Here is a 22,069-nt window from a genome sequence, read left to right on the forward strand (position 1 = left end):
TCTCCCGCTCATGGGCAATGACGCCGCTGGAGTTCCCGACGTGTTGGCGCCCGCGCGACTCGGCCCCATCACATTGCGCAACCGGACAATCAAGGCCGCCACATTCGAGGCCGCCTCACCGGACGCTTTCGTCACCGACGATCTCATCGAGTATCACCGCAGACCCGCACTCGGCGGGGTCGGCATGACAACGGTTGCCTATTGCGCCGTCGCCCCCGAGGGACGCACCGAATACGGCCAGGTCTGGATGCGTGAAGAGGCCCTGCCCGGGCTGCGGCGCCTCACCGGCGCCATCCACGACACCGGCGCCGCCGTCTCGGCGCAGATCGGCCATGCCGGTCCGGTGGCCAATGCGCGATCGAACGGGTCACGTGCCCTGTCCCCGATCCGGTTCTTCAACCCGTTGGGCATGAAATTCGCCCGCCGGGCCAGCACTTCCGATATCGAGGGCGTGATTGCCGCGCACGCGAACGCGGCCCGGCTTGCCATCGAGGCCGGTTTCGACGCCGTCGAAATCCACTTGGGCCATGGCTATTTCGTGAGTTCCTTCCTGAGCCCACTGTTCAACAGGCGCAGCGATGAGTACGGCGGATCGCTGGCCAACCGCGCCAAGGTGGCGCGCGCGGTGGTGCAAGCAGTGCGGAAGGTGGCCGGCGATCGGCTGGCGGTGACCGCGAAACTCACCATGACCGACGGCATCCGCGGCGGCATCCCGATCGAGGAGTCTTTGCAAACCGCGAAATGGCTGCAAGAAGACGGCGGACTTGATGCCCTGGAACTGACTGCGGGATCCTCTCTGGTCAACCCCATGTACTTGTTCCGCGGCGACGTGCCGATCCGTGAGCTCGCCAGCGGCTTCCCCAAACCCATGGGTTGGGGCGTGCGGCTCACCGGAAAGAAGTTCTTCCGGTCCTATCCCTACCGCGACGCCTTCCTACTGGACGATGCCCGCCGGTTTCGCGCCGAACTGGACATGCCCCTGATCCTCTTGGGCGGAATCGCCGGCGGCGACACCATGGACCTGGCGATGGCGGAGGGCTTCGATTTCGTGGCCATGGGACGTGCGCTGCTGGCCGATCCGGATCTGGTGAATCGGGTGGCGGCCGACCGGGCCGCCCATTCCCGATGCACCCACTGCAATCAGTGCATGGCCACGATTTTCAGCAGAACCCACTGCGTGCTCACATAGCATCGCTGCCATGACGGCGGCGCCCGAACACCAGAGACCGGGAACCGCCGAGTCCGTCGTCAGCTGGCTGCTGTGGGTGCTGGTGACCGCGGCGGCAGGCGTCGTCGCGTTCGCCTCGATCTTCCCGCTCGCCTTCAGCGGCGCCGCACCCGATCAGGCCGACGCGGCAGCCGGGGTGTTCGTCTGGTCGCTGCTGACCCTGTTCACGTGCATGGCCGCACCCATCGCCATGGGCATCGGGCACTGGCGGCATTGGCACATTTGGTACTGGCCGGCGCTGTGCGTGTCCGTCCTCGTCAGAACGCTGTTTCTGCTGCACAACCTGTGAGCGTCCGGCGCGACCAGGTCACCACCGGTGAGCGACACAGTCGTTGGTGTCGTGCACTCACCTGACCGCGTCGGTTGATGACAAGTCCCCATCATGGGCTTCCCGGTTGCGCACGATTTGCGCCACATTGCGCTCTGCCCACACCCGCAATTGGTCGATGGGCTCGCGAAGCGAAACGCCCAACTCGGTCAGCTGGTACTCCACTTTCGGCGGGACCGTGGCATAAGCCATTCGCTTCACCAGCCCGTCGCGGAGCATCGAGCGCAGCGTGGACGTGAGCACTTTGCTGGTAATGCCGCCGACGCGATCGCGCAGGACAGTAAACCGCAAGGGTCCGTCGGCAAGGGCCGCGACCACCAGGACTGTCCACTTATCCCCGACTCTGTCCAACACGATCCGGGTGGGGCATTCCGTGTCGAACAGGTTTCCCAACCAGTCATCCACGGGCTGTGACGAGGCAGACATCAAAAACTCCATTAGTTACTTTGAGGTACCAAGTTACCACTGGATACCTTTGGGGCGTTCACACGGATTGAAGAAGGGACTCGCCCCATGAAAATCGCGATATTCGGCGCAACCGGAATGGTCGGCTCGCGGATCGCCGCCGAGCTACGCGGACGCGGACACGAGGTGACCGGTTACAGCCGCCGAGGTAGTGACACCGCCGGTGCCGGAACACTCTCCGACAGCACTCTCGTGGCAACAGTCGCTGCCGGGCATGACGCTGTGGTCTCCGCGATCGGACCAAGCCGCGCCGGTGAACCACACAGCGAATTCATCGACGCGATCAGCACAGCCGCCGCGAACCTCCACGGCACGCGGCTGTTCGTCGTCGGCGGTGCGGGAACGCTCCGTGTCAACGGAATACGCCTGGTCGACTCCCCAGAGTTCCCGGAGGCGTACCGCGCCGAGGCACTGACTCAGGCTGCCGCGCTGGAGATACTCGAGCGGACCGGACAAGACGTGGACTGGGTGTACCTCTCCCCGGCGCCGCTCATCGAGCCGGGAGAGCGCACAGGTTCCTACCGCGTCGCAGGTGACTCCCCAGCGGGCCAGCGCATCTCGGCCGAAGATTTCGCGGTCGCGGTAGCCGACGAACTTGAACACCCGGCACACCGGCACGAGCGATTTACGGTCGCCAATTGACCGCCGACTGACACAGTGCCCGGCTGCCGGATCGGGCGCAGCTCACGGGTGCGAGTCTTCCCGCGCCCGTGCACAGCTCCGGCGCGGGAAGACTGACCACTCGCTGTGAACCGATACAGTCGATAGCGATGACTGGTCGGGAAGCACCCACTCTCACGGTGGTATTCGACGGTGACGAGCGAAAGTTCGCGCCCGGGCACGATATTCATATCGGCCGCGATATCCACGCCGATGTACGCATCACGCACCCGTTGGTGTCGCGTATTCACCTGATAATCAGGTTCGTCGACGGTAAATGGATCGCCGAGGACCAGCGCAGCCTCAACGGCATCTTCGTCAACGGCCGTCAGGTCGGTTGGGTCGAGGTGCGGGATGACACCGTGGTCAACCTCGGCGACCCGGGCGGACCGCGGCTGACGTTCGCCCTGGGCGGTCTCGGCAGCGAAACGCAGCTGGGAATCGCTCCCCCCACCATGCGTGGTCCGGCCTCGGGTCTGCAGCCAGCCCCCTATACCGGCACTCAGGAGCACTACCCCACCGGCGGTTACCAATCCGCTCCGCAGACCTACGGGCAGCCGCCGAGCCAGCAGCACCCCTACGGCGCACCGCCCTCGGGGCCCCAAACCTATGGAACGTCCGGGCCCACCCGCCCGCGCCAGCAGTATCCGTCGGAACCCACCCCAGTGCCCCCCGCCGCCTACGCCCACGAGCCGGTCGAGCCATTCGGCACCCGTGCGATGCGCGCGCTCGGCATCGGCGGCGCACCCAAACCGTCACCCGGTGCCATCACCGTCGGTCGCGCCCCCGACAACACGATCGTCGTCAACGACGTGTTGGCCTCGCGGCACCACGCCTTGTTGCTTCCGTCGGCCGGTGGCCTGGAAATCCAGGACCTGCACACCATCAACGGCACCTTCGTCAACGGTGTCCAGGTTGAACAGGCAACGGTGCGCGAGGGTGACACCGTCACGATCGGTAATGTCGATCTCGTCGTTCAAGACGGCACGCTGGTCAAACCGACGACAGCCGCCCGCGTCGGCGGGCTTGAGGTGCAGGGCATCGACTTCACCGTCGAGGGCGGCAAGAAGCTGCTCGACAACATCAGCTTCTCCGCAGGCCCCGGATCGCTCACCGCGGTGATCGGCCCCTCCGGTGCCGGCAAGTCCACGCTGGCCCGGCTGATCGTCGGCAACACCCAACCGTCGGCGGGCAAGGTGTCCTTCGAAGGTCACGGGGTCCACGCCGAGTACGCCGTGATGCGAAACCGCATCGGCATGGTGCCGCAAGACGATGTGGTGCACCCGCAGCTGACGGTGAGCCAGGCACTGCATTACGCCGCCGAGCTGCGGTTGCCCCCGGATACCACCAAAGAAGACCGCGAACAGGTCGTGTCCCGGGTTCTTGAGGAACTCGAGATGACCAAGCACGCGGAGACGCGCGTCGACAAGCTCTCCGGCGGGCAGCGTAAGCGCGCCTCGGTGGCCATGGAGCTGTTGACCGGTCCGTCTCTGCTGATCCTGGACGAGCCCACCTCGGGCCTGGATCCGGCACTGGACCGTCAGGTGATGAGCCTGATGCGCCAGCTCGCCGACGCCGGCCGCGTAGTGGTGGTGGTGACGCACTCGCTGACCTATCTGAGCTACTGCGACCAGGTGCTGCTGCTGGCCCCCGGTGGCAAGACCGCGTACTGCGGACCTCCACGCAGCATCAACCAGGAGATGGGCACGACCGACTGGGCCGACATCTTCGCCAATGCCGCGGCCGACCCGGACGGCGTGCACCAGGCCTATCTGGCCCGGCATCCCGCTGCGAACAAACCCGTCACCGCCCCGGTACAGCCCGGCGACCTCGGCAAGCCCCCGAAGACAAGTCTGCTGCGGCAGGTCTCCACGGTGGCACGCCGTCAGGGACGGCTGATCCTGGCCGACCGCGGCTACTTCATCTTCCTGGCGCTGCTGCCGTTCGTCCTTGCCGGATTGGTGTTGTCGGTACCCGGTAGTGCCGGTTTCAATGTGGCGTTGCCCGACAACCCGAACGAACCTGGACTGCTGCTGGCGCTGACGAACCTCGGTGCCAGCTTCCTCGGTCTGGCGCTGACCATCCGCGACCTGATCGGTGAACGCGTGATCTTCCGCCGTGAGCAGGCGGTGGGCCTGTCGGCCACCGCATATCTGCTCGCCAAGATCATCACCTATTGCGGAGCCGCCATCGTGCAGTCCGCGATCATGACGGCCGTCATCGTGATCGTCCGCGGTGGACCGACGCAGGGCGCGGTGCTGCTCGGAAACGCGAACTTCGAGCTGTGGGTCGCCGTTGCCGCCACCGCATGCGCGGCCACCGTGCTGGGCCTGGTGCTGTCCTCACTAGCCACCTCCGCCGAGCAGGTGATGCCGATGCTGGTGATCGCCACCATGACGCAGATCGTCTTCAGCGGCGGACTCATTCCGGTGACGGGACGTGCGGGGCTGGAACAGTTCTCGTTCCTGTTCCCCTCGCGATGGGGCTTCGCAGCCACCGCCGCGACCACCGACCTGCGCAAGCTGGTGCCGGTGGGGCCGCAGGACGAGCTGTGGAATCACGATGCGGGAACCTGGCTGTTCGACATGGGCATCTTGGCGCTACTCGCGCTGGTGATGGCCGGATTCGTGCGCTGGCGCATCCGCCTCAAGGGCTGAGTTCTTTCGAAGAGACGGGCCCGCCTTAGCCGCCGTGCACGTCCAGTCCGTGCCCTCCGGCATACGCGACGGCTTGGGGCAGATCGACTTTCGCGGCCATCAGGGTTGCGGTGGTCCACAACGTCGGGTCAATGCGGGCACCCCGCAGGTCCGCACCGTCGAGTTTGAGATTCTGCGTGCGGGCACCGGTGAAGTCGGCGCCGTGCAGATTGGCCTTGCGCATATCGGTGCCGACCAGGTTCGCCTCCCGGAAACGGCAGTCCGACAGGTCCATCTCACGCAGATCGAGCCCGCCGAGCGAGGACAGCGTGAAGTCGGTCTCGGTGAACTTCGAAGGGCGCACCCGGCAGTCGGTGAGCGTGGAGCCCAGCAAGCTGCACTGGCGGAACTCCGAATGCCATAGCGATGTGCGGCGGAAGGTGCAGTTCCGGAAGGCGGAGCCGACATGCAGCGACTCGGTGAGATTGGCGCCGCTGAAGTCGCACTCGGTGAAAACCACGCGCTCGGTGCGCAGTTCACGAAAGTCCTCGTCGTAGAAGGTCTCTCCGGTGATCTCACGGTCAGTCCAGTGCTCGGCCATGCCTGACATCATGCCGGGCGGGTCCGACGGGTGACCATGCGATCTCGGCCTTGGTCCGCGGGTCCGGCGTCACACGGTCACGTGGTTGTCACAACGAGTTTCCCACTCGCACGGCCCGCTTCCATTGCCGTGTGCGCCTCGACTATCTCGTCGAAGGCGTAGACACGATCGATAGGAACAGCAATGTTGCCGGAGGCGACACCGTCGAGATACTCCTGTAGGACATGTGCGGGTAGGTCGGCGGCGCCTCCTCCGTACGAGGTGAGGCGGACGCCCCGTGGGATGTACTCAATGGGATAGAACTCATCCACTGTCCACTGGTTGGACAACATTCCGGTGAAACACACCACCCCATGCACGCGCGTGGCACGCAGAGTGTCGGGCAGTGTTGGGGTACCGACAAGTTCCAGTGCGGTATCGACGCCGCCGGGGAGGAGATCACGGACTTGGCGTGCTATCTGGCCGTCGTCGACAAGGACGTGGTCAACGCCAATCCTGGCTAGCGCACTGGCTTTTCCGGGGTTCCGCGTGGTGGAAAACACAGTCATATTGCGCTGTTTGGCCAAGATCGCAGTGGCCATGCCGATCGAGGATGTGCCGCCCCGGATAAGGAGCGACTGACCGTTCGCGGCATCCAGTCCTACCGTCAAGGATCCATATGACGTTTGCAGCATCTCCGGTACCGCGCCAATCGTGGCCCAGTCCAGGTCGCTGGAAAATGCGGTCACTTGCGTAACAGGCACACAGGTGTATTCGGCGTATCCGCCATCGAATTCCCGGCCCATGCCACCCATGATGGCCATCACCTGCTGCCCCACCGCGAACTCACCGCCAGGGCACGCTGCCACCACACCGGTCGCTTCGATCCCGAGCACCCTCGGAAAGGTGACTCCTTCCGCTAGGCCCAGGCGGGTGTGCAGTTCAGATCTGTTCAGGCCAAACGCTTTCACCGCAATAAGCACCCAGCCTTCGGCCGGTTCTGGGACCGGTAATTGCCGGATCTTCAGAGCTTCCGGAGGCCCGGGGGCGTCCAGCACGATGGCCCGCATGGTCGTGGTCACAACACTCCCCTATTCTTCGCACTGCTGTTTTGTTCCGCTGCGCGGACTTTGGTCAAGATGGTCGCGAACTGCTGTAGCTCGCCAGCGGATAGCACCTTCCCCAAACGGGTGGAAAGTTCTTCCTCCAGAGCCAATTTCGCCCGGGCTAGCAGACGCTTGCCTGATGGCGTCAATTCGATGACCGAGGAGCGCCCGTCCTCGGGATTGGGCCGACGCCGACAATGCCCGGAGGCTTCGATGCGGTCGACGAGCTTGCTGGTACCGCCTACCGTGATGAGCAAGTCGGTGGCGATGTCGTTTACCCGACACAAGCCGTGCTGCTCGATGACCCGCATCGGCTCATAGCGACTCAGCGGCAGATCAAAGTCGGTACGCAGTCGCACATCCACGGCGTTCCACAGCCCGATCTCCCACCTGACCAGCTCTCTGAACATCAGCTCTAAATCTGCCATGACACATCCACCCGTCCTGCCGAGCATTACCTTCCATGGAATATACCATCGGCGTTTCCTGTACTGTATTCCATGGAATGCAAATTCTCGGAAAGACGACAGGAATCAGATGACCAACGAACACGACGTCAAGACGCTGCTCTACACGTATGAGCAAGCGCTGAACAACAGCGACGCAGCCTTGGCCGCCTCTTGCTACACCGCCGGCGGAGTCTTCATGCCGACTGCTCAGCCCACCGCGACAGGGGATGGATTGCGTGAAGCATATGAACAAATCTTCAGTGCCATCCGCCTCAACGTGACGTTCACCATCGATGAACTCGTCATAGCGAGTGACGACATCGCGTATGCCCTAACTCGCAGCAAAGGCACTCAGACCGTGCTGGCCGACGGCACCCGAAGCACCGAGTCCAACCGCGAGGTGTTTGTCCTCCACAAAGAAGACGGTGCGTGGAAAATAGCCCGATACATGTTCAACAAGTCCGAATAACCTGCACACAGTCTGGCCGGCCTGCAGGGGTGATGCCCTGGGCCGTCGCACCATGTTCCACGAGCCGAACATCGCTTACCGCTGAACAGGATCGGCCACTCTGAATGTGGCCCACATAGAGTGTGAAGCGATGAGAGCGCCGGACCCCGACTTCTACGTCGCATTGATGGCGGCCGTCAGCGGAGGCATCTGCGTACTCGCGGAACCGCGCGAAAGTACCCTCCAGAAATGGCTTTACTGGGCCGTCGCTCCGGCGGTCGCCATCGCATGCATATCGCTGGCCCTTGAGAGCGTGCTCGCGGGATTCGGGCTTGGCGTCTTCGTAGTCTTGTTTCTTGCCCTGATGTACCTCCGATACAAGCTCTGACACCCCTGAGGTTGCCCACCACGCCGCCGATCCTCCCCGTGGATTGAACGAAGACCCCGAGGCTCTTCGGCGTACAGTGCGCTCATCGGGTTGGACTTGAGGAGGGAATCATGAAGGCTATCTTGGTTGCGCTGGCAGCGTTAATAAGCTGTGCCCCAGTCAGTTATGCCGATCCCATCAAGTTCTCCGACAACACCGACCTCGGCACATGGTTGGCATCAAACGGATTCAGCTGTGTGCCTGCACTCGATTTTCTGTTGTGCTCGTATCAGGAAAGGGCACATTCGTGGCAGTTTCAGGTAGTCAATGGCGATACCACAGCTAAGCGAAAGGCAAGCTGTGACGCTGGTACAGCAGTGAGTCAAAGCCATCTGCAAGGCGACACATGGGCTCTCTTCTCCGGCAAGGGAGATGGGGCACTATCCGGCATGCTCGAAACGATGAACACCAAGGGCTTGGCGGACGGGAAGATCGTTACCTCATGCCCTTACAACTAGGCCGACCATTGGATGGCTAGCGTCATGAAGGTGCTGTTGGCGTCTTCGATGTAGGAGTCGAAGGGGCCACACTCAATAAACCCGTGTTTACGGTAGAGCGCCCGGGCCGGAGCGAAGAAGTCCATACTGCCGGTCTCCAACGAAACCCTGTTCACACCACGATTCCTGGCGTCATTAAGGACATACAGAAGCATCATTGAGGCGATGCCTTGACCCCGTCGGTTCGGGTCGGTCCGCATGCTCTTGAGTTCCTCGTGTTGTGCAGAGATCTGGGCCAGCGCAACAGTTCCGACCAGATCGTGCCCGTCCCGGGCAACCCACAGTCTGACTCCGGAATCCTGCAGGCCCACCGCATCTAGAGCGTGCTGACTCTCCGTTGGCGCGGTCGGCGCGACATCGTCCAGGTGGGCCTGCAAGAATGCCAGAAGCGCACTGTCCTGGAAATCTGCCACTGTGATCGAGAGCGCCACGATCTGTTCTCCCGGTGCTAGCGGACTGTCGGATACCAGTCCATCATGCAGTGTGGCGGGCAGGCTGATGCAGGCCGAACCGTTCGCCCTGGTCGTCCCTGCAGAATGCGAACCTGCCGAAATCAGGCTCCTCAGGTCCGGGATCTTCGGCTTCACCGCCGAGTTTGCGGACGGATGAGACTGCGGCCTCAATATCCGGGACCCCGAAGAATACGTCGATCCGGCGGTCCTCATCATCGTTGTGCAGCCCGCCTCGCACGCCCCCCGTTTCAAGCCAAGCCTGCCCAGTCTCACCCATTGCGTGCGGTGTCCAGCCGAAGAGCTGCAGGTAGAACTTCTGAGCGCGTACCGCATCGGGCACACCAATCTCGAAGTACGTCGGTTCACCAGTCATCGTCGGGGTTCCTCCTCGTATGGATTATCTGATAGCACCGACGCTAGGCCCGCCATCCGCCCCCGTCTTGTACAAATGTTCGCCGGCCATGGGGATCCCGCATCCCAGCAAGTCGTCGTGCCGTAATCCGGCCCATTCCCGCGGTGAACACCCAGCGAGCATCCGGAAGTCTCTGTTGAAATGCGCCTGGTCAAAGTAACTGCAAGCCAATGCGATCGAGGAGAGCGATCGGTGGCCCGGTGCAGACAACGTCATTGCGCGACGGAAACGAAGCACGCGTGCGGCCGCCTTGGGTGTCAGTCCGACTTGGCTGCGGAAACGTCTCGCCAATCGAGCACGACTCCAACCGATCTCGGCGAGTATCTCCCCGATGATCGCGGTCCCACCGGTGCGATTCAGCCAATCCCAGGCAAATTCGACCTCGACGTCAGGCTCGGGTCCATCAGCCACGGCGCGCATGAACATCGAATCGAGCAGGTCGAAACGGCGTGTCCAATCAGGCTCAGCAGCAAGGCGTTCGGGTAGATATCGGCCGTTCTGCCCGAACAGGTCTTCAAGACTGACCACGCGATTGCTCACTTCGTCCATCGCCACGCCGGACATTCGATACAACCCGAGCGGCGTCAGCCGCACCTCAACGCAGTGCTGCGTACCCGAATGCAACGTGGAGGTTGGCCCCTGGCTGATACCCGCACCGAATGCTTGCCACATCCGTGGGGACGCATGATCCGCTACATCGGCAACAAGCAGCGGGTCATCAAGTTCGATGATGAGCACCGGCTCGACACTGGCAACCTCGCTGCGCTCGACGGGCCGGTAGGACCACTCGCGAAGTTCGGTATATCCGTGCGCGATACCGGCGAGCGTGGCGTCAGCAGATGTAGTCACTGCCCGCCAGGCGGCTTCGTCTGTAGTCCCACGCTCATAACTTGCCGGACTGCGCATAGTCCCATCCTGCGCCATGTCGCGCCGCGAGGAGCAGGGATACTGTCACCCGTGTTCCGCATCATGTTCCACGAGCCCCGGATCGCCCCCAACACCGGGAACGCGATCCGGATGGTGGCGGGCACCGGGTGCGAGCTGCATCTGGTGCAGCCGCTATTCGACCTGTCGGAGGCCAAGGTGCGCCGCGCCGGCCTGGATTATCACGACATGGCGTCGGTGACGGTCCACGAAAGCCTTTCCGCTGCTTGGGAATCGATGCATCCACAACGGGTGTACGCCTTCACCGCTCATGCGACTGTCAGCTACACCGATATCGCCTATCAGCCGGGTGATGTGCTGCTGTTCGGTCCCGAGCCCACGGGGCTGGACCCCGAGGTGCTCGCCGATCCACACATCACCGAGAAGGTACGCATCCCGCTGCTACCAGGGCGCAGATCACTCAACCTGTCCAATGCCGCAGCCATCGCCGCATACGAGGCCTGGCGTCAGCATGGTTTCGAAGGCAGCGTCTAACGGAAGTCCCGCGAGGCGGATCTGATACGCAGGTCCAGTGGTCGCAGCTGATCGGCCACCACGGTGATGGCTCCGCTGGCATTCTGCACCTGGCCACGAATGATCAGCGCCTGCGCGGTCACCGCCAGCTTGCGGTACCGCGCCCACAGCCCCACCGAGCACACCACATTCACCATTCCCGTCTCGTCCTCAAGATTGATGAACGTGACCCCGGCTGCGGTGGCAGGCCGCTGACGATGGGTGACCGCCCCCGCCACCAACACCCGCGACCCGTCCGACACATCGAAGAGCCCCCTGGCCGGAACGACACCCAGCTCGTCGAGCTGTTTCCGCAGGAATTGGGTGGGATACGCGTCGGGGGTGACTCCGGTGGCCCACACATCGGCAGCAGCCTGAGTCACCTCCCCCATCGGCGGCAGCACCGGGACCCGGGAGGACACCCCGACTCCGGGTAACCGGTCGGGGCGTTGCGCAGCGGCCGCACCCGCAACCCACAGCGCCTCACGCCGGGACATGCCGAAACAACCCAGCGCCCCTCCAGTGGCCAGCGCCTCGACCTGTGCCGTAGTCAATTGGATGCGACCGGTCAGATCGAGCAGAGAAGCGAACGGGCCATGCGTTTTTCGTTCCTCGACGATGGCGTGAGCCAGGTCGCTTCCGATGTGGCGGACGGCGCCCAGACCGATCCGCACTTCCAGGCCGGCATTCTCCAACGTCGCATAGGACAGGCTGGCATTTACATCGGGACCATGCACGGTGACACCGTGGCGACGAGCATCGGCCACCAAGGACTGCGGCGAATAGAAACCCATGGGCTGTGCACGCAATAGTGCCGCGCAGAATGCGGCCGGATGATGCAGCTTGAACCAAGACGAATAGAACACCAACGAAGCGAAGCTCTGCGCGTGGCTTTCCGGAAAGCCGAAATTGGCGAAGGCATAGAGCTTTTCGTAGATGCGGTCGGCTAGCTCTCCGGTGATGCCATGAAGGTTCCGCATGCCCTCATAGAATCTGCTGCGCAGCCTTTCCATCCGTTCCGGCGACCGCTTGGACCCCATGGCCCGGCGCAGCTGATCGGATTCGGCGGGGCTGAACCCCGCGACATCGACGGCGAGTTGCATCAGCTGTTCCTGAAACAGCGGCACTCCCAGAGTTTTATCCAACGCAGCCGCCATCGAGGGATGGTCATGCTCCCAGTCTTTGTCGATCTTGTTGTATCGCCGGATATATGGGTGTACCGAGCCACCCTGGATGGGTCCCGGCCGGATCAGGGCCACCTCCACCACCAAGTCGTAGAAACACGTGGGCTTCAGGCGGGGCAGCGTGGCCATCTGGGCGCGCGACTCCACCTGGAAGACCCCCACCGAATCGGCGCGGGCCAGCATCTCGTAGACCGCCGCCTCGGAGAGGTCGATATGGGCCAGGTCCACCTCAATGCTCTTGTGTTCGCGGACCAGGTCGATGCAATAGTGCAGCGCAGAGAGCATGCCAAGGCCGAGGAGGTCGAACTTCACCAAACCCACTGCCGCACAATCATCTTTATCCCATTGCAGCACGCTACGGTTCTCCATGCGCGCCCATTCGACGGGCACCACATCGGCCAGCGGGCGATCGCAGATGACCATGCCGCCGGAGTGAATGCCCATGTGCCGGGGAAAATTCTTGATCTGTTGAGCCAGGTCGATCACCTGCGACGGAATGCCGTCAACCTCCGCCGCGTCGGCCAAGCCGCCCCAGTGCCCGAGTTGCTTGCTCCAGGCGTCCTGCTGGCCCTGCGCGAATCCCAGAGCCTTGGCCATGTCCCGCACAGCCATTCGCCCACGATAGGTGATCACATTGGCCACCTGCGCCGCATACTCGCGGCCGTACTTGTTGTAGACGTACTGGATGGCCTGTTCCCGTTCGTCCGATTCGATATCGATGTCGATATCCGGTGGGCCGTCGCGAGCAGGCGACAGGAACCGTTCAAATAACAGACCATTGGCCACCGGGTCGACATTGGTGACCCCGAGCGCGTAGCAGACCGCCGAGTTGGCGGCAGAGCCGCGCCCCTGACACAGGATGTCGCTGCGACGGCAGAACTGGGTGATGTCATGCACCACCAGGAAGTAGCCCGGAAAATTTAGTTGGGCAATGATTTCCAGCTCGCGCTCAATTTGAGCGTAAGCCTTCTGTGCCCCCGCCCGGGGGCCGTATCGACGCGCGGCACCTTCGAGGGCCAGATGCCGCAACCAGCTGTCCTCGGTGTGGCCGGACGGGACGTCGAACGGCGGCAATTGCGGGGCAATGAGTCGCAGATCGAAAGCACACGCCTCCCCCAACTCGGCGGCCGCCGTCACCACCTCCGGGCAATGCGAGAACAGCCGCGCCATCTCATCTCCCGAACGCAGATGCGCACCCCCCACCGGCTCCAACCATCCCGCCGCATCATCGAGGCTCTTACGCGCGCGCACCGCCGCCATCGCCATGGCCAGGCGCCCACTCTCGGGTGTGGCGAAATGCGCTGCGGTGGTGGCGATGACACCGACACCGAATCGCGGAGCCAATGCGGAAAGCTCCGCGTTGTGGTCATCCTCATCCGGGTGGCCATGCCTGCTGATCTCGATGCTGACACGGTCGGCACCGAACCGGCCGACCAGATCGGCCAGTGCCGCCTCAGCCGCAACCGAGCCACCGGAGGCAAGCGCCCGTCGCACATGCCCCTTACGGCACCCGGTCAGGATGTGCCAATGTCCGCCCGCCGCCTCGGTAAGCGCATCAAGATCATAGCGCGGCTTACCCTTTCGGTCTTTTGGCGTTCCTCCCGACAGGTGCGCGGTGGCCATTTGCCGCGACAACCGCCGATACCCCTCCTGGCCGCGCGCCAGCACCAGCAGGTGTACTGAGTCCTCCGTATTGCCCTGCCCGCCAAGAGATAGTTCCGCACCGAACACGGTGGGCAGGCCGAGTTCCTTGGCCGCTTCCGCGAAACGGACAACTCCGTAGAAACCATCGTGGTCGGTGATGGCTAGCGCCTTGAGGCCAAGCCGCGCGGCCTCCTGTGCCATCTCCTCGGGCAGACTGGCACCGTCCAGAAAGCTGAACGCCGAATGCGCGTGCAACTCCGCGTACGACACCGCCGACCGCCCACGCTCACGAGTGGGCGGCTCATACGGCGGGCGCTTTCGGCTCCACGCCGGACCGTCCCCGCCATCCCCCGGAGGCGCATGGCGGTTGGGACGCCCATCAAGCACCCGCTCCATTTCGGCCCACGTCGGGGGACCTTGCGACCAGCCCATTCGAACAGTTTATCGAACATATGTTCTATGGTTCAATCGCTCGCTCGGGTTCCTATTGGCAAAGTAACTAACTAGATATATACATGTATGCTGACAAGGCCCCCGCACCTGGCGCGGCGGGTAAGCACCTAGCGAGAATCTGGAGAAGCGAATGCCACACCACGGCAACTACACGCCCGAGAAGGTCACCTTCCCCTCGCATGGCGAGGACATCGTCGGTGTCGTCCACCGCCCTTCCGGTGACGGCCCCTTCCCTGCGGTGGTCCTGCTGGGCCCGTACTCGTTCGAGAAGGAGCAGGCCCCGATTCACTACGCCACCCGTCTGGCCGACGAGGGCTTCCTGGCGCTGGCTTTCGACCCGCGCACCGTGGGCGAGAGCGGCGGCACCCCGCGCCGCCTCGAGAATCCGAAGATGAAGAACGAGGACGCGGTAGCGGCCATCGACTACCTGCTCACGCGCGATGACGTCGACGCATCGCGCATCTTCGGGGCCGGCGTCTGCCAAGGCGGACCCGAAATGCTCGACATCGCCTCATACGACGACCGGATCAAGGCCGTTGCCTCGGTGACCGGTTACTACCGCGATCGCGAGACCGATCTGTTCATGATCGCCGCGGGTGTCAGCGAGAACCCCTTCGATCCGGCTACCGCACCCACCACCGAACAACTGGAAGCGCTACTGGATGCCCGGCTCGAGCGGGCACGCGATGCCAAGACCCGGTACGAGCAGACCGGCGAAGTCATCTACGCGCCCCTGGTCTCTCCTGATCTGGGCGACCCCGTCGCCGGGTCTGATGCCGGGCTGCCCGGCCCACTGGTGTGGAGCTGGTACGGATCGTGGACGCTCAAGGGCTGGGAGAACCGTTACGCCATCATGAGCGACCTCGACCACTTCGACTACAGCACCGTGCCCGGTGCCGCCAAGCTCGACAAACCCGCATTGGTGATCCACTCCGATACCTGCATGAACCCGGCGGCGGCCCGGCGGCACTTCGAGTCGATCCCCTCCGACGACAAGAAGCTTATCTGGGAGAACGGCACCAACCACTTCCAGTACTACGACCAGCCCGACATCGTCGACCGCACCGTCGGCCACATCGCCGACTGGTTCAACAGCCACCTGGCCTGACGGGGGGCGCACCGGCTGGGTTGGCGGGCATAACCGCTGCCCCAGCCGGTGCGCTGCCGAAATCACGCGGCGGCATGCCTCTAGGCTCTTGGGATGCCGCCCGACGCCTCTGCCACCAAGAAGCGGCTGCTCGATGCCGCGTACGCAGAGTTCGCCGAGCACGGACTGGCCGGTGCCCGTGTCGACCGGATCGGCGCCGCGGCCGGTGCCAACAAACGGCTGCTCTACGTCTACTACACCAACAAGGAAACGCTGTTCGACACCGTCGTCGCGCATTCCATCCAGCGGATGTCCGATGCCGTTCCGTTCACTCCAGAGGACCTACCGGGATACGCGGGCGCATTGTTCGATCACCTCATCAAGCATCCCGAGCATCTGAGACTTGCCACCTGGGCGCAGCTGGAACGGCCTGTCGCCGGCCCAGCCGAAACCGCGGCCTACGCCGCCAAAATCAAAGCAATCGCTGAAACACGCTCTCTTTCAGGGCGTGTACAGCCTGCCGACATCTTGGCCCTCATCCTTGGACTCACGACGGCGTGGTTCGGTGCGTCGCCCGCCCTGCGCGGTCTCGCGGATTCTGAACCATTCTCTCCCCAGCGTCTGACCACCCACCGTGCCGTACTCATCGCGACCGTCGAGGCCCTCATCGACATCGCGGGGTAATGACTGACGCGCGATACGAACGCGGCTTGCTAGCCCTTCGACCGTCCTGCCGACCACGATTCACCTCACCCCGGCTACCAAATCACTTGATGCCGACTACCAGATCGCGCGTAGGTAACTAACTAGATAGTATCAGGAAGCGGGCGATTGCTCGTATCGATCGAGCAAGAGAATTTGGAGGAATGCCACAGTGGCTCAGCACGGCAACTACACAGTAGAAAAGGTCACCTTTCCCTCTCACGGGGAAACCCTGGTGGGCGATTTGTACCGCCCCAAGGGCGACGGCCCGTTTCCCGTAGTGGTGACGCTCGGACCGTACTCGTTCGAGAAGGAGCAAGCCCCCACGCAGTATTCGACCCGGCTAGCCGACGAGGGTTTCGTTTCGCTCGCTTTCGACCCACGTACGGTCGGCGAGTCGGGCGGCGAGCCACGTAGGCTCGAGAACCCGGTGATGAAGAACGAGGACGTGGTCTCGGCTCTCGACTACCTGGTGAACAGATCCGATGTAGACGCATCGCGCGTTTTCGCACTGGGTATTTGCCAGGGCGGTCCCGAACTGCTCGATGTGGCCTCCTACGACGACAGAATCACAGCGGTCGCCTGCGTGACCGGCTACTTCCGTGACGCGGACGCCGACCTGTTTCCCGTCACCGCCGGGATCGCAGCCAACCCGTTCGACGAGGCTTCCCTACCACCACGGGAGCAGCTGGAGACGCTGCTATCGGAGCGTCTACAACGGGCACGTGAAGCCAAGGAGCTCTACGAAACAACCGGGGAAGTCATCTACCAGCCGCTGGTCTCCCCTGATCTCGCCGATCCCACGGTGGGTTCCCGGGCGGGACTGCCTGGCCCGGCAGTGTGGGCGTGGTATGGGCCGTGGACGCTGAAGGGCTTTGAAAACCGCTACGCCATCATGAGCGACCTGGACCACTTCGGATATTCCACCGTTCCCGGCGTCGCGAAGCTCCAGAAGCCCGCGATTGTCTTCCACGGCGACTACTGCTTGAGCCCGATTTCCGCCAAGCGGCACTTTGAGTCGATTGCTACCGCAGACAAGAAGTTGGTCTGGGATAACGACGTGTTCCACTCGGACTACTACGACACACCCGATGTCGTCGACCGCACAGCGGGCGTCGCTGCCGACTGGTTCCGCGACCACGGAGCCTGAATAGTGCTGGACTCCGAATGGAGCCACCGCGAGTCTGAATTTGCAGGGCCGCAAACGAATTCAGGCGTTCCGGCTGCGCGGCAGAAGGCGGGGCGGGCCACTAAGCCCGTCCCGCTCCCCCAGCTCCGATGTCCTGCACCACGAAGGCCCCGTATCCGTTTACCACCACCGACCGCTCACTCTGGATGAATTCCGGCAACGGTTCCTTCAGGCCAGCGATGACCATGCGCTGTCGGACTCATTGGTAGACCGAAGCCTCGTCCACCAGCCCAAACAGCTTCTCGACAACATCATGTGCGGTCGCCGCATCCAGCCCCACGATCCGCAGCTCGCCCTGATCTGCGCGCACCACCACCATCGCCAACCCCAACACACGCGACAGCGGATCTTGCCGCAGTTCCACCGTTCGCACCAGTGCGAACGGGATGACCCAGAAAGACCTGAGCCACAACGTCTTCGATGCGATATACAGCAGATCGTCATCCAGGACACCCCACCGATATGCGCGATAACGCTGCAGTGGGCGAAGCACCACCCACGCCAGCGCACAGCAGATGCACAGCAGCCCCAACACGCCCGCGACATGCTCCAGCAGCGTGCTGGCGTGGGCCGGCGGCGCCGTCACCGACCACACCGCCGCCACGACGACAACCAGCGGACTGCATGCCAATGCGTACTGGATGGCCCAGAGGACGGGAGCCGACCTGCTGGCAACAACTCCCACCGGCATCACGGAAGTCGTAGGGGTCGTGTCGATCACCGCTACTCCCCCACTACCGGAGCGAACCGGCGCATCCATATCTGCCGTATCGCAATGGCCGCAAGCACGAACACCAGCACCGCGGTCGGCGACCAGGCGATCGTAGGATCGAGCCCCCCGAACGCATAGGTGATCAGGCACAACGAAAGGAAGGGTACGACCACCGACACCACGGCCGTCCACCTCCGAACGACGGCCAATTCGGCGATGGCCGCGACCACCACGACACCAAAGGCGATCCATACGACCACGCCCACCAGCTGCACGGCAGCTGGATTGAACGGCACATAGTCGGCGTAGCGGCGTGGCATGCCGTCGGTGAGCGGGGTATAGGCAGTCCACCCGTAATCCCAGCCCCGCAGGTTCAACCCCCTGTTCACCAAGGCGGCTACCACGAACGTCCACCAGGCAGCATTGCCGGTGGTGCGCGCAGCATGGAACACCCGAACGCGTGACATTCCTGGAGTATCCCCCATGGCTAACTCCCCAATGACGAACTTGTCACACATCGTTGACGAAACACCCCGAAACGGCAACGATGACTCCAAACGGGCCGATAAGCGGCCTAACAGTCTCAGGGGTAGCACGTGAAATACATCGTCACCGGCGGCACCGGATTCATTGGACGGCGGATTGTGACCCGAATCCTGGAGACCCAGCGCAATGCGGAAGTCGCCGTTTTGGTGCGGCGCGAGTCCCTGTCACGGTTCGAAAAGCTCGCCGAACAATGGGATGACCGCGTACAGCCGCTGGTGGGTGACCTCACCCAGCCCGATCTCGGCCTGCCCACCGAGGGAGATCCGGTCACCGCCGATCACATCGTGCACTGTGCCGCGATCTATGACATCACCGTGGACGACAAGGCACAGCGCGCCGCGAACGTCGAGGGCACACGGTCGGTCATCGGACTGGCCAAACGCACCGGCGCCACCCTGCACCACATCTCCTCCATCGCGGTCGCGGGAAGTTACCAGGGCGAGTTCACCGAAGAAGACTTCGACGTCAACCAGGACCTGCCGACGCCGTATCACCAGACCAAGTTCGAGGCCGAACTGCTCGTGCGCTCGGAACCCGGTCTGCGCTACCGGATCTACCGGCCCGCCGTCGTTGTCGGCGATTCCAAGACCGGCGAGATGGACAAGATCGACGGTCCGTACTACTTCTTCGGAATTCTGGCCAAGCTCGCGCGCCTGCCCCGGTTCACCCCGATGATGCTGCCCAAGGCGGGACGCTCCAACATCGTTCCGGTCGACTACGTCGTCAATGCGACCGTCGAGCTGATGCACCAGGAGGGCCGCGACGGGCAGGCCTTCCACCTGACCAACCCCGAGGTGACCTACCTGCGGGACATCTACTCCGGCATTGCCCCTGCCGCGGGCCTGCCGCCCGTGCGCGGGTCGCTTCCCCACGCCATCGCCACCCCGTTCCTGAATGCGCGCGGCACGCTCAAGGTCTGGCGCAACATGGTGGTCACCCAACTCGGTATCCCGCCCGAGGTCATCGACATCACCGAGATCATGCCCACCTTCGTCTCCGAATCCACACAGCAAGCCCTGCGCCCCAGTGGAATTACGGTTCCCTCATTCGGCAGCTACGCCGGCAAGCTCTACCAGTACTGGCGCAAGAACCTCGATCCCGAGCGATACCGCCGCGACGATCCCGCCGGGCCATTGGTGGGCCGGCACGTCATCATCACCGGGGCATCCAGCGGTATCGGACGGGCCGCGGCCATCGCCGTCGCCCAGCGCGGCGGCACCGTTTTCGCGGTGGCGCGTGATGCCGAGGCGCTCGACAGCCTGGTCGCGGAGATCCGTGAGGACGGCGGGCAGGCGTATTCGTTCCGCTGCGATCTGACCGACTACTCGGCCGTAGACGACACGGTGAAGAGCATCCTCGGCCAGTTCGGGCATGTGGACTACTTGGTGAACAACGCCGGTCGCTCCATTCGCCGCTCGGCGATAAACACGGTCGATCGGTTCCATGACTACGAGCGGGTCATGGCGATCAACTACTTTGGCGCTGTGCGGCTGGTGCTGGCGCTTCTCCCCCATTGGCGGGAAAGGAAATTCGGCCACGTCGTCAACGTCTCGACGGCCGGTGTGCAGACCCGCAATCCCAAGTACGCGTCGTACATCCCCACCAAGGCGGCACTGGATGCCTTCTCCGATGTGGTCGCGACCGAGACGGTGTCGGATCACATCACTTTCACCAATATCCATATGCCATTGGTGAAGACGCCGATGATTCAGCCTTCTCACAAACTGAATGTGGTGCCGGGACTCACCCCAGAACACGCCGCTGCCATGGTGATTCGCGGTCTCGTCGAAAAGCCGACCCGCATCGATCATCCGATGGGCACCTATGCCGACATCGGCAGGTACATGACACCGAAGTTGACCCGCCGGATCATGCACCAGATGTATCTGGCATATCCCGATTCTCGGGCCGCTCGTGGCCTTGAGCCGGTCGACGAACGCCAGGATGTGTCGACCTCGCGCCGCCGCCCCAGGGCCGCCAAACGTGTTGCGGCCGTGTCAAAGCTGCGCGTTCCAGGCCCCGTGATGAGGGCAGTACGCCTCATTCCCGGAGTGCATTGGTGACCTCCCGGGCCGCCCGGGTGCCCGCCTCGATGGCGCCATCCAGGTAGCCCGGGTGGTCGTGCGCCGTTTCGGTACCCGCCCAATGGATATCGCCCAGGGGCGCCGACGGGAGCGGCAACTGTTCGGTGAAACCGATATCGGGCAAGGCCATGTATCCGCCTCCGGCATGTTCGTCGAGGTGCCAGGACTTCTCGTGCCAGCCTGCCGGTTCGAGAACCTCCGGACCGACGTGCTCGGAGAGTGAGCCGAGCACCGCGCGGCGACGGCCGGCGGTGTCGAGCCCATCAAGTTCACGCGCCTCGGGACCGGCGACAAGCACGCACAGGTGGCCCGGACCGCCCGGAGCGGTGGTATCGAAGACTGCCCGGCCCGGGCCGTCGAGAACCATGAACTCGCCGCCGGATCGCTCTCGCCAGAAAGGCTTCTCGTACACGGCGATCGCCTTGTACACCGACCCCATGTACATGTTCTGCTGCATCTGGACACGCTCGGCCGGAAGCTGCGGGCTGAAGGTGATGCGGGCCGCCGTGGGCGGCGGCGCGGTGACAATGACCTTCGTGGCGTGCACCTGACCCGAGGCTGTGTCGAGGGTGACTCCGTGTTCATTCCGGCTGACCGAAGTAACGCGGTGTCCCAGCTTCACTCGGGGCCCCAGTTCGGCGGCCAGACTTTCCACGAGCGCACCCGCCCCTTCGACGAGTAGGGAGTCCTGCGCGCCGCCCTTGGTCGACAACATGGTCCGCAGACCACCTTGATGCCGGATCATCGAGATCATCGCGGGGATGGGCATCCGGTCCAGGTCCGCCGTCCAGGAGATCAAAGCGATGACCTCAAGTAGCCGCCGGGTGGTGCGGCCGGGCACCTTGCGCAGCCATTCGGCCGCGCTGGTCGCGTGCCAGCGCTTCGGCGTCCTGAGACGCGAGAACACCTCCAGGCCAGTGAGGATGAGCACGCTCGGCAGTAGGGACGGGATCTTCACGCGGCGGGGTCCGTCGATCACCGCGGGCAACGGACCCGTGTGCATGGGGAACTGCGTAAGGCCGAGTTCGGCGGCAAGCCCCATGACGCGGTGGTGATCATGGCCAATCCACTGGCCGCCCAAGTCCAGCCGTGAGCCCAGCACCGTGGTCTCTCCCATGACCCGCCCACCGATACGCTCCGCCGCCTCCAGCACGATTACGTCGACGCCCTGCCGGTGCAGTGCGCGGGCAGCCGTCAGACCCGACAGCCCGGCACCCACGACCGCCACAGTGGTCGTCTGCGGTAACTCGTCCTGATGCATCCCACACTCCTTCCTGACCGACCGCCCGGCAATAGACCGGACGCCCTGAAAGCAATACTAGCCGCAGATTCAGTCAGTCGTA

The 22,069-nt window shown here is 63.6% G+C and carries 24 protein-coding genes; 12 read left to right on the top strand and 12 right to left on the bottom strand.

The features are described 5' to 3' along the window. The first annotated feature begins 10 nt into the window (after positions 1 to 10). Together AOT87_RS21140 and AOT87_RS21145 are read left to right on the top strand one after the other, a co-directional pair. Positions 11 to 1,189: an NADH:flavin oxidoreductase gene (locus AOT87_RS21140; RefSeq protein WP_030096808.1), complete on the top strand. Its 1,179-nt coding sequence runs from the start codon at positions 11 to 13 to the stop codon at positions 1,187 to 1,189. Between the two features lie 10 nt (positions 1,190 to 1,199). Further along, positions 1,200 to 1,517, top strand: a complete 318-nt coding sequence (locus tag AOT87_RS21145; RefSeq protein ID WP_057968588.1) for a hypothetical protein — start codon at positions 1,200 to 1,202, stop codon at positions 1,515 to 1,517. Between the two features lie 57 nt (positions 1,518 to 1,574). On the opposite strand, the gene AOT87_RS21150 is transcribed toward AOT87_RS21145, so the two are convergent. Further along, complete coding sequence (locus AOT87_RS21150; protein ID WP_057970197.1) at positions 1,575 to 1,982, bottom strand: helix-turn-helix domain-containing protein; 408 nt, start codon at positions 1,980 to 1,982, stop codon at positions 1,575 to 1,577. 87 nt (positions 1,983 to 2,069) lie between these two features. Between AOT87_RS21150 and AOT87_RS21155 the strand changes: the two genes are divergently transcribed. Together AOT87_RS21155 and AOT87_RS21160 are read left to right on the top strand one after the other, a co-directional pair. Continuing rightward, a complete protein-coding gene (locus AOT87_RS21155) occupies positions 2,070 to 2,663 on the top strand; it encodes an NAD(P)H-binding protein (protein ID WP_057970196.1) in 594 nt (197 codons plus the stop codon). A 128-nt stretch (positions 2,664 to 2,791) separates the two neighbouring features. After that, entirely contained in the window at positions 2,792 to 5,338 is a 2,547-nt protein-coding gene (locus AOT87_RS21160) for an ATP-binding cassette domain-containing protein (protein WP_057980222.1), read from the top strand. 25 nt (positions 5,339 to 5,363) lie between these two features. On the opposite strand, the gene AOT87_RS21165 is transcribed toward AOT87_RS21160, so the two are convergent. The 3 genes from AOT87_RS21165 to AOT87_RS21175 form a co-directional block, all read right to left on the bottom strand. Further along, the gene (locus tag AOT87_RS21165; RefSeq protein ID WP_057967285.1) at positions 5,364 to 5,918 is read right to left on the bottom strand and encodes a pentapeptide repeat-containing protein; all 555 of its coding nucleotides are present in this window, start codon (positions 5,916 to 5,918) and stop codon (positions 5,364 to 5,366) included. Positions 5,919 to 5,995: 77 nt separating this feature from the next. Then, complete coding sequence (locus AOT87_RS21170) at positions 5,996 to 6,979, bottom strand: zinc-binding alcohol dehydrogenase family protein (RefSeq protein ID WP_198528410.1); 984 nt, start codon at positions 6,977 to 6,979, stop codon at positions 5,996 to 5,998. After that, positions 6,976 to 7,431 (bottom strand): MarR family winged helix-turn-helix transcriptional regulator, encoded by a 456-nt coding sequence (locus AOT87_RS21175; protein WP_057969769.1) that lies wholly within the window; start codon positions 7,429 to 7,431, stop codon positions 6,976 to 6,978. Before AOT87_RS21175 ends, AOT87_RS21170 begins: the two co-directional genes overlap by 4 nt. 109 nt (positions 7,432 to 7,540) lie before the next feature. Between AOT87_RS21175 and AOT87_RS21180 the strand changes: the two genes are divergently transcribed. The 3 genes from AOT87_RS21180 to AOT87_RS28745 all read left to right on the top strand — a co-directional run bounded on the left by AOT87_RS21180 (position 7,541) and on the right by AOT87_RS28745 (position 8,785). Beyond that, positions 7,541 to 7,921 (top strand): SgcJ/EcaC family oxidoreductase, encoded by a 381-nt coding sequence (locus tag AOT87_RS21180; protein ID WP_057969770.1) that lies wholly within the window; start codon positions 7,541 to 7,543, stop codon positions 7,919 to 7,921. Positions 7,922 to 8,051: 130 nt separating this feature from the next. Beyond that, entirely contained in the window at positions 8,052 to 8,288 is a 237-nt protein-coding gene (locus tag AOT87_RS21185; RefSeq protein ID WP_057968685.1) for a hypothetical protein, read from the top strand. A 110-nt stretch (positions 8,289 to 8,398) separates the two neighbouring features. Beyond that, positions 8,399 to 8,785: a hypothetical protein gene (locus tag AOT87_RS28745; RefSeq protein ID WP_070922907.1), complete on the top strand. Its 387-nt coding sequence runs from the start codon at positions 8,399 to 8,401 to the stop codon at positions 8,783 to 8,785. On the opposite strand, the gene AOT87_RS21190 is transcribed toward AOT87_RS28745, so the two are convergent. Genes AOT87_RS21190 through AOT87_RS21200 form a run of 3 tightly spaced genes read right to left on the bottom strand, consistent with a single transcriptional unit; the run spans position 8,782 to position 10,594 of the window. Next, positions 8,782 to 9,255: a GNAT family N-acetyltransferase gene (locus tag AOT87_RS21190; protein ID WP_057967701.1), complete on the bottom strand. Its 474-nt coding sequence runs from the start codon at positions 9,253 to 9,255 to the stop codon at positions 8,782 to 8,784. The genes AOT87_RS28745 and AOT87_RS21190 overlap by 4 nt on opposite strands. A 43-nt stretch (positions 9,256 to 9,298) precedes the next feature. Continuing rightward, positions 9,299 to 9,649 (bottom strand): VOC family protein, encoded by a 351-nt coding sequence (locus AOT87_RS21195; protein ID WP_057969771.1) that lies wholly within the window; start codon positions 9,647 to 9,649, stop codon positions 9,299 to 9,301. 24 nt (positions 9,650 to 9,673) lie between these two features. Continuing rightward, positions 9,674 to 10,594, bottom strand: a complete 921-nt coding sequence (locus AOT87_RS21200) for a helix-turn-helix domain-containing protein (protein ID WP_057969772.1) — start codon at positions 10,592 to 10,594, stop codon at positions 9,674 to 9,676. A 51-nt stretch (positions 10,595 to 10,645) separates the two neighbouring features. On the opposite strand from AOT87_RS21200, the gene AOT87_RS21205 reads away from it, so the two are divergent. Beyond that, entirely contained in the window at positions 10,646 to 11,107 is a 462-nt protein-coding gene (locus AOT87_RS21205; protein ID WP_057969773.1) for a tRNA (cytidine(34)-2'-O)-methyltransferase, read from the top strand. On the opposite strand, the gene AOT87_RS21210 is transcribed toward AOT87_RS21205, so the two are convergent. After that, positions 11,104 to 14,385 carry an error-prone DNA polymerase gene (locus AOT87_RS21210; protein WP_057969287.1) on the bottom strand — a complete coding sequence of 1,094 codons (3,282 nt, stop codon included), beginning with the start codon at positions 14,383 to 14,385 and terminating at the stop codon, positions 11,104 to 11,106. The genes AOT87_RS21205 and AOT87_RS21210 overlap by 4 nt on opposite strands. 151 nt (positions 14,386 to 14,536) lie before the next feature. Here AOT87_RS21210 and AOT87_RS21215 point away from each other — a divergent pair, with 151 nt between their 5' ends. From AOT87_RS21215 to AOT87_RS21225, 3 genes are all read left to right on the top strand, one after another. After that, positions 14,537 to 15,514 (top strand): CocE/NonD family hydrolase, encoded by a 978-nt coding sequence (locus tag AOT87_RS21215; protein WP_030096798.1) that lies wholly within the window; start codon positions 14,537 to 14,539, stop codon positions 15,512 to 15,514. Positions 15,515 to 15,607: 93 nt separating this feature from the next. Then, entirely contained in the window at positions 15,608 to 16,177 is a 570-nt protein-coding gene (locus tag AOT87_RS21220) for a TetR family transcriptional regulator (protein ID WP_057969774.1), read from the top strand. A gap of 190 nt (positions 16,178 to 16,367) precedes the next feature. After that, positions 16,368 to 17,345 (top strand): CocE/NonD family hydrolase, encoded by a 978-nt coding sequence (locus tag AOT87_RS21225; protein ID WP_057969775.1) that lies wholly within the window; start codon positions 16,368 to 16,370, stop codon positions 17,343 to 17,345. 100 nt (positions 17,346 to 17,445) lie between these two features. Here the strand turns inward: AOT87_RS21225 and AOT87_RS29525 are convergent, their stop codons facing one another. Genes AOT87_RS29525 through AOT87_RS21235 form a run of 3 tightly spaced genes read right to left on the bottom strand, consistent with a single transcriptional unit; the run spans position 17,446 to position 18,563 of the window. After that, positions 17,446 to 17,571 (bottom strand): hypothetical protein, encoded by a 126-nt coding sequence (locus tag AOT87_RS29525; RefSeq protein WP_256364540.1) that lies wholly within the window; start codon positions 17,569 to 17,571, stop codon positions 17,446 to 17,448. Positions 17,572 to 17,583: 12 nt separating this feature from the next. Continuing rightward, positions 17,584 to 18,075: a PH domain-containing protein gene (locus AOT87_RS21230; protein WP_057967998.1), complete on the bottom strand. Its 492-nt coding sequence runs from the start codon at positions 18,073 to 18,075 to the stop codon at positions 17,584 to 17,586. Positions 18,076 to 18,107: 32 nt separating this feature from the next. Continuing rightward, the gene (locus AOT87_RS21235; RefSeq protein WP_057967999.1) at positions 18,108 to 18,563 is read right to left on the bottom strand and encodes a hypothetical protein; all 456 of its coding nucleotides are present in this window, start codon (positions 18,561 to 18,563) and stop codon (positions 18,108 to 18,110) included. Between the two features lie 129 nt (positions 18,564 to 18,692). On the opposite strand from AOT87_RS21235, the gene AOT87_RS21240 reads away from it, so the two are divergent. Continuing rightward, positions 18,693 to 20,705, top strand: coding sequence for an SDR family oxidoreductase (locus AOT87_RS21240; protein WP_057968000.1), 2,013 nt, complete (start codon positions 18,693 to 18,695; stop codon positions 20,703 to 20,705). Here the strand turns inward: AOT87_RS21240 and AOT87_RS21245 are convergent. Next, positions 20,683 to 22,020: an FAD-dependent oxidoreductase gene (locus AOT87_RS21245; RefSeq protein ID WP_324615853.1), complete on the bottom strand. Its 1,338-nt coding sequence runs from the start codon at positions 22,018 to 22,020 to the stop codon at positions 20,683 to 20,685. The genes AOT87_RS21240 and AOT87_RS21245 overlap by 23 nt on opposite strands. Positions 22,021 to 22,069: the final 49 nt, after the last annotated feature.

It is taken from the genome of Mycobacteroides sp. H003, assembly GCF_001440135.1.
GTDB lineage: Bacteria > Actinomycetota > Actinomycetes > Mycobacteriales > Mycobacteriaceae > Mycobacterium > Mycobacterium gwanakae.

What these genes read in the sequence shown, in the direction of transcription:
- AOT87_RS21140 (WP_030096808.1), top strand. Translation starts at nt 11, where the DNA reads ATGGGCAATGACGCCGCTGGAGTTCCCGACGTGTTGGCGCCCGCGCGA.
- AOT87_RS21145 (WP_057968588.1), top strand. Translation starts at nt 1,200, where the DNA reads ATGACGGCGGCGCCCGAACACCAGAGACCGGGAACCGCCGAGTCCGTC.
- AOT87_RS21150 (WP_057970197.1), bottom strand. Translation starts at nt 1,982, where the DNA reads ATGTCTGCCTCGTCACAGCCCGTGGATGACTGGTTGGGAAACCTGTTC.
- AOT87_RS21155 (WP_057970196.1), top strand. Translation starts at nt 2,070, where the DNA reads ATGAAAATCGCGATATTCGGCGCAACCGGAATGGTCGGCTCGCGGATC.
- AOT87_RS21160 (WP_057980222.1), top strand. Translation starts at nt 2,792, where the DNA reads ATGACTGGTCGGGAAGCACCCACTCTCACGGTGGTATTCGACGGTGAC.
- AOT87_RS21165 (WP_057967285.1), bottom strand. Translation starts at nt 5,918, where the DNA reads ATGGCCGAGCACTGGACTGACCGTGAGATCACCGGAGAGACCTTCTAC.
- AOT87_RS21175 (WP_057969769.1), bottom strand. Translation starts at nt 7,431, where the DNA reads ATGGCAGATTTAGAGCTGATGTTCAGAGAGCTGGTCAGGTGGGAGATC.
- AOT87_RS21180 (WP_057969770.1), top strand. Translation starts at nt 7,541, where the DNA reads ATGACCAACGAACACGACGTCAAGACGCTGCTCTACACGTATGAGCAA.
- AOT87_RS21185 (WP_057968685.1), top strand. Translation starts at nt 8,052, where the DNA reads ATGAGAGCGCCGGACCCCGACTTCTACGTCGCATTGATGGCGGCCGTC.
- AOT87_RS28745 (WP_070922907.1), top strand. Translation starts at nt 8,399, where the DNA reads ATGAAGGCTATCTTGGTTGCGCTGGCAGCGTTAATAAGCTGTGCCCCA.
- AOT87_RS21195 (WP_057969771.1), bottom strand. Translation starts at nt 9,649, where the DNA reads ATGACTGGTGAACCGACGTACTTCGAGATTGGTGTGCCCGATGCGGTA.
- AOT87_RS21200 (WP_057969772.1), bottom strand. Translation starts at nt 10,594, where the DNA reads ATGCGCAGTCCGGCAAGTTATGAGCGTGGGACTACAGACGAAGCCGCC.
- AOT87_RS21210 (WP_057969287.1), bottom strand. Translation starts at nt 14,385, where the DNA reads ATGGGCTGGTCGCAAGGTCCCCCGACGTGGGCCGAAATGGAGCGGGTG.
- AOT87_RS21215 (WP_030096798.1), top strand. Translation starts at nt 14,537, where the DNA reads ATGCCACACCACGGCAACTACACGCCCGAGAAGGTCACCTTCCCCTCG.
- AOT87_RS21220 (WP_057969774.1), top strand. Translation starts at nt 15,608, where the DNA reads ATGCCGCCCGACGCCTCTGCCACCAAGAAGCGGCTGCTCGATGCCGCG.
- AOT87_RS29525 (WP_256364540.1), bottom strand. Translation starts at nt 17,571, where the DNA reads ATGGTCATCGCTGGCCTGAAGGAACCGTTGCCGGAATTCATCCAGAGT.
- AOT87_RS21230 (WP_057967998.1), bottom strand. Translation starts at nt 18,075, where the DNA reads ATGCCGGTGGGAGTTGTTGCCAGCAGGTCGGCTCCCGTCCTCTGGGCC.
- AOT87_RS21235 (WP_057967999.1), bottom strand. Translation starts at nt 18,563, where the DNA reads ATGTCACGCGTTCGGGTGTTCCATGCTGCGCGCACCACCGGCAATGCT.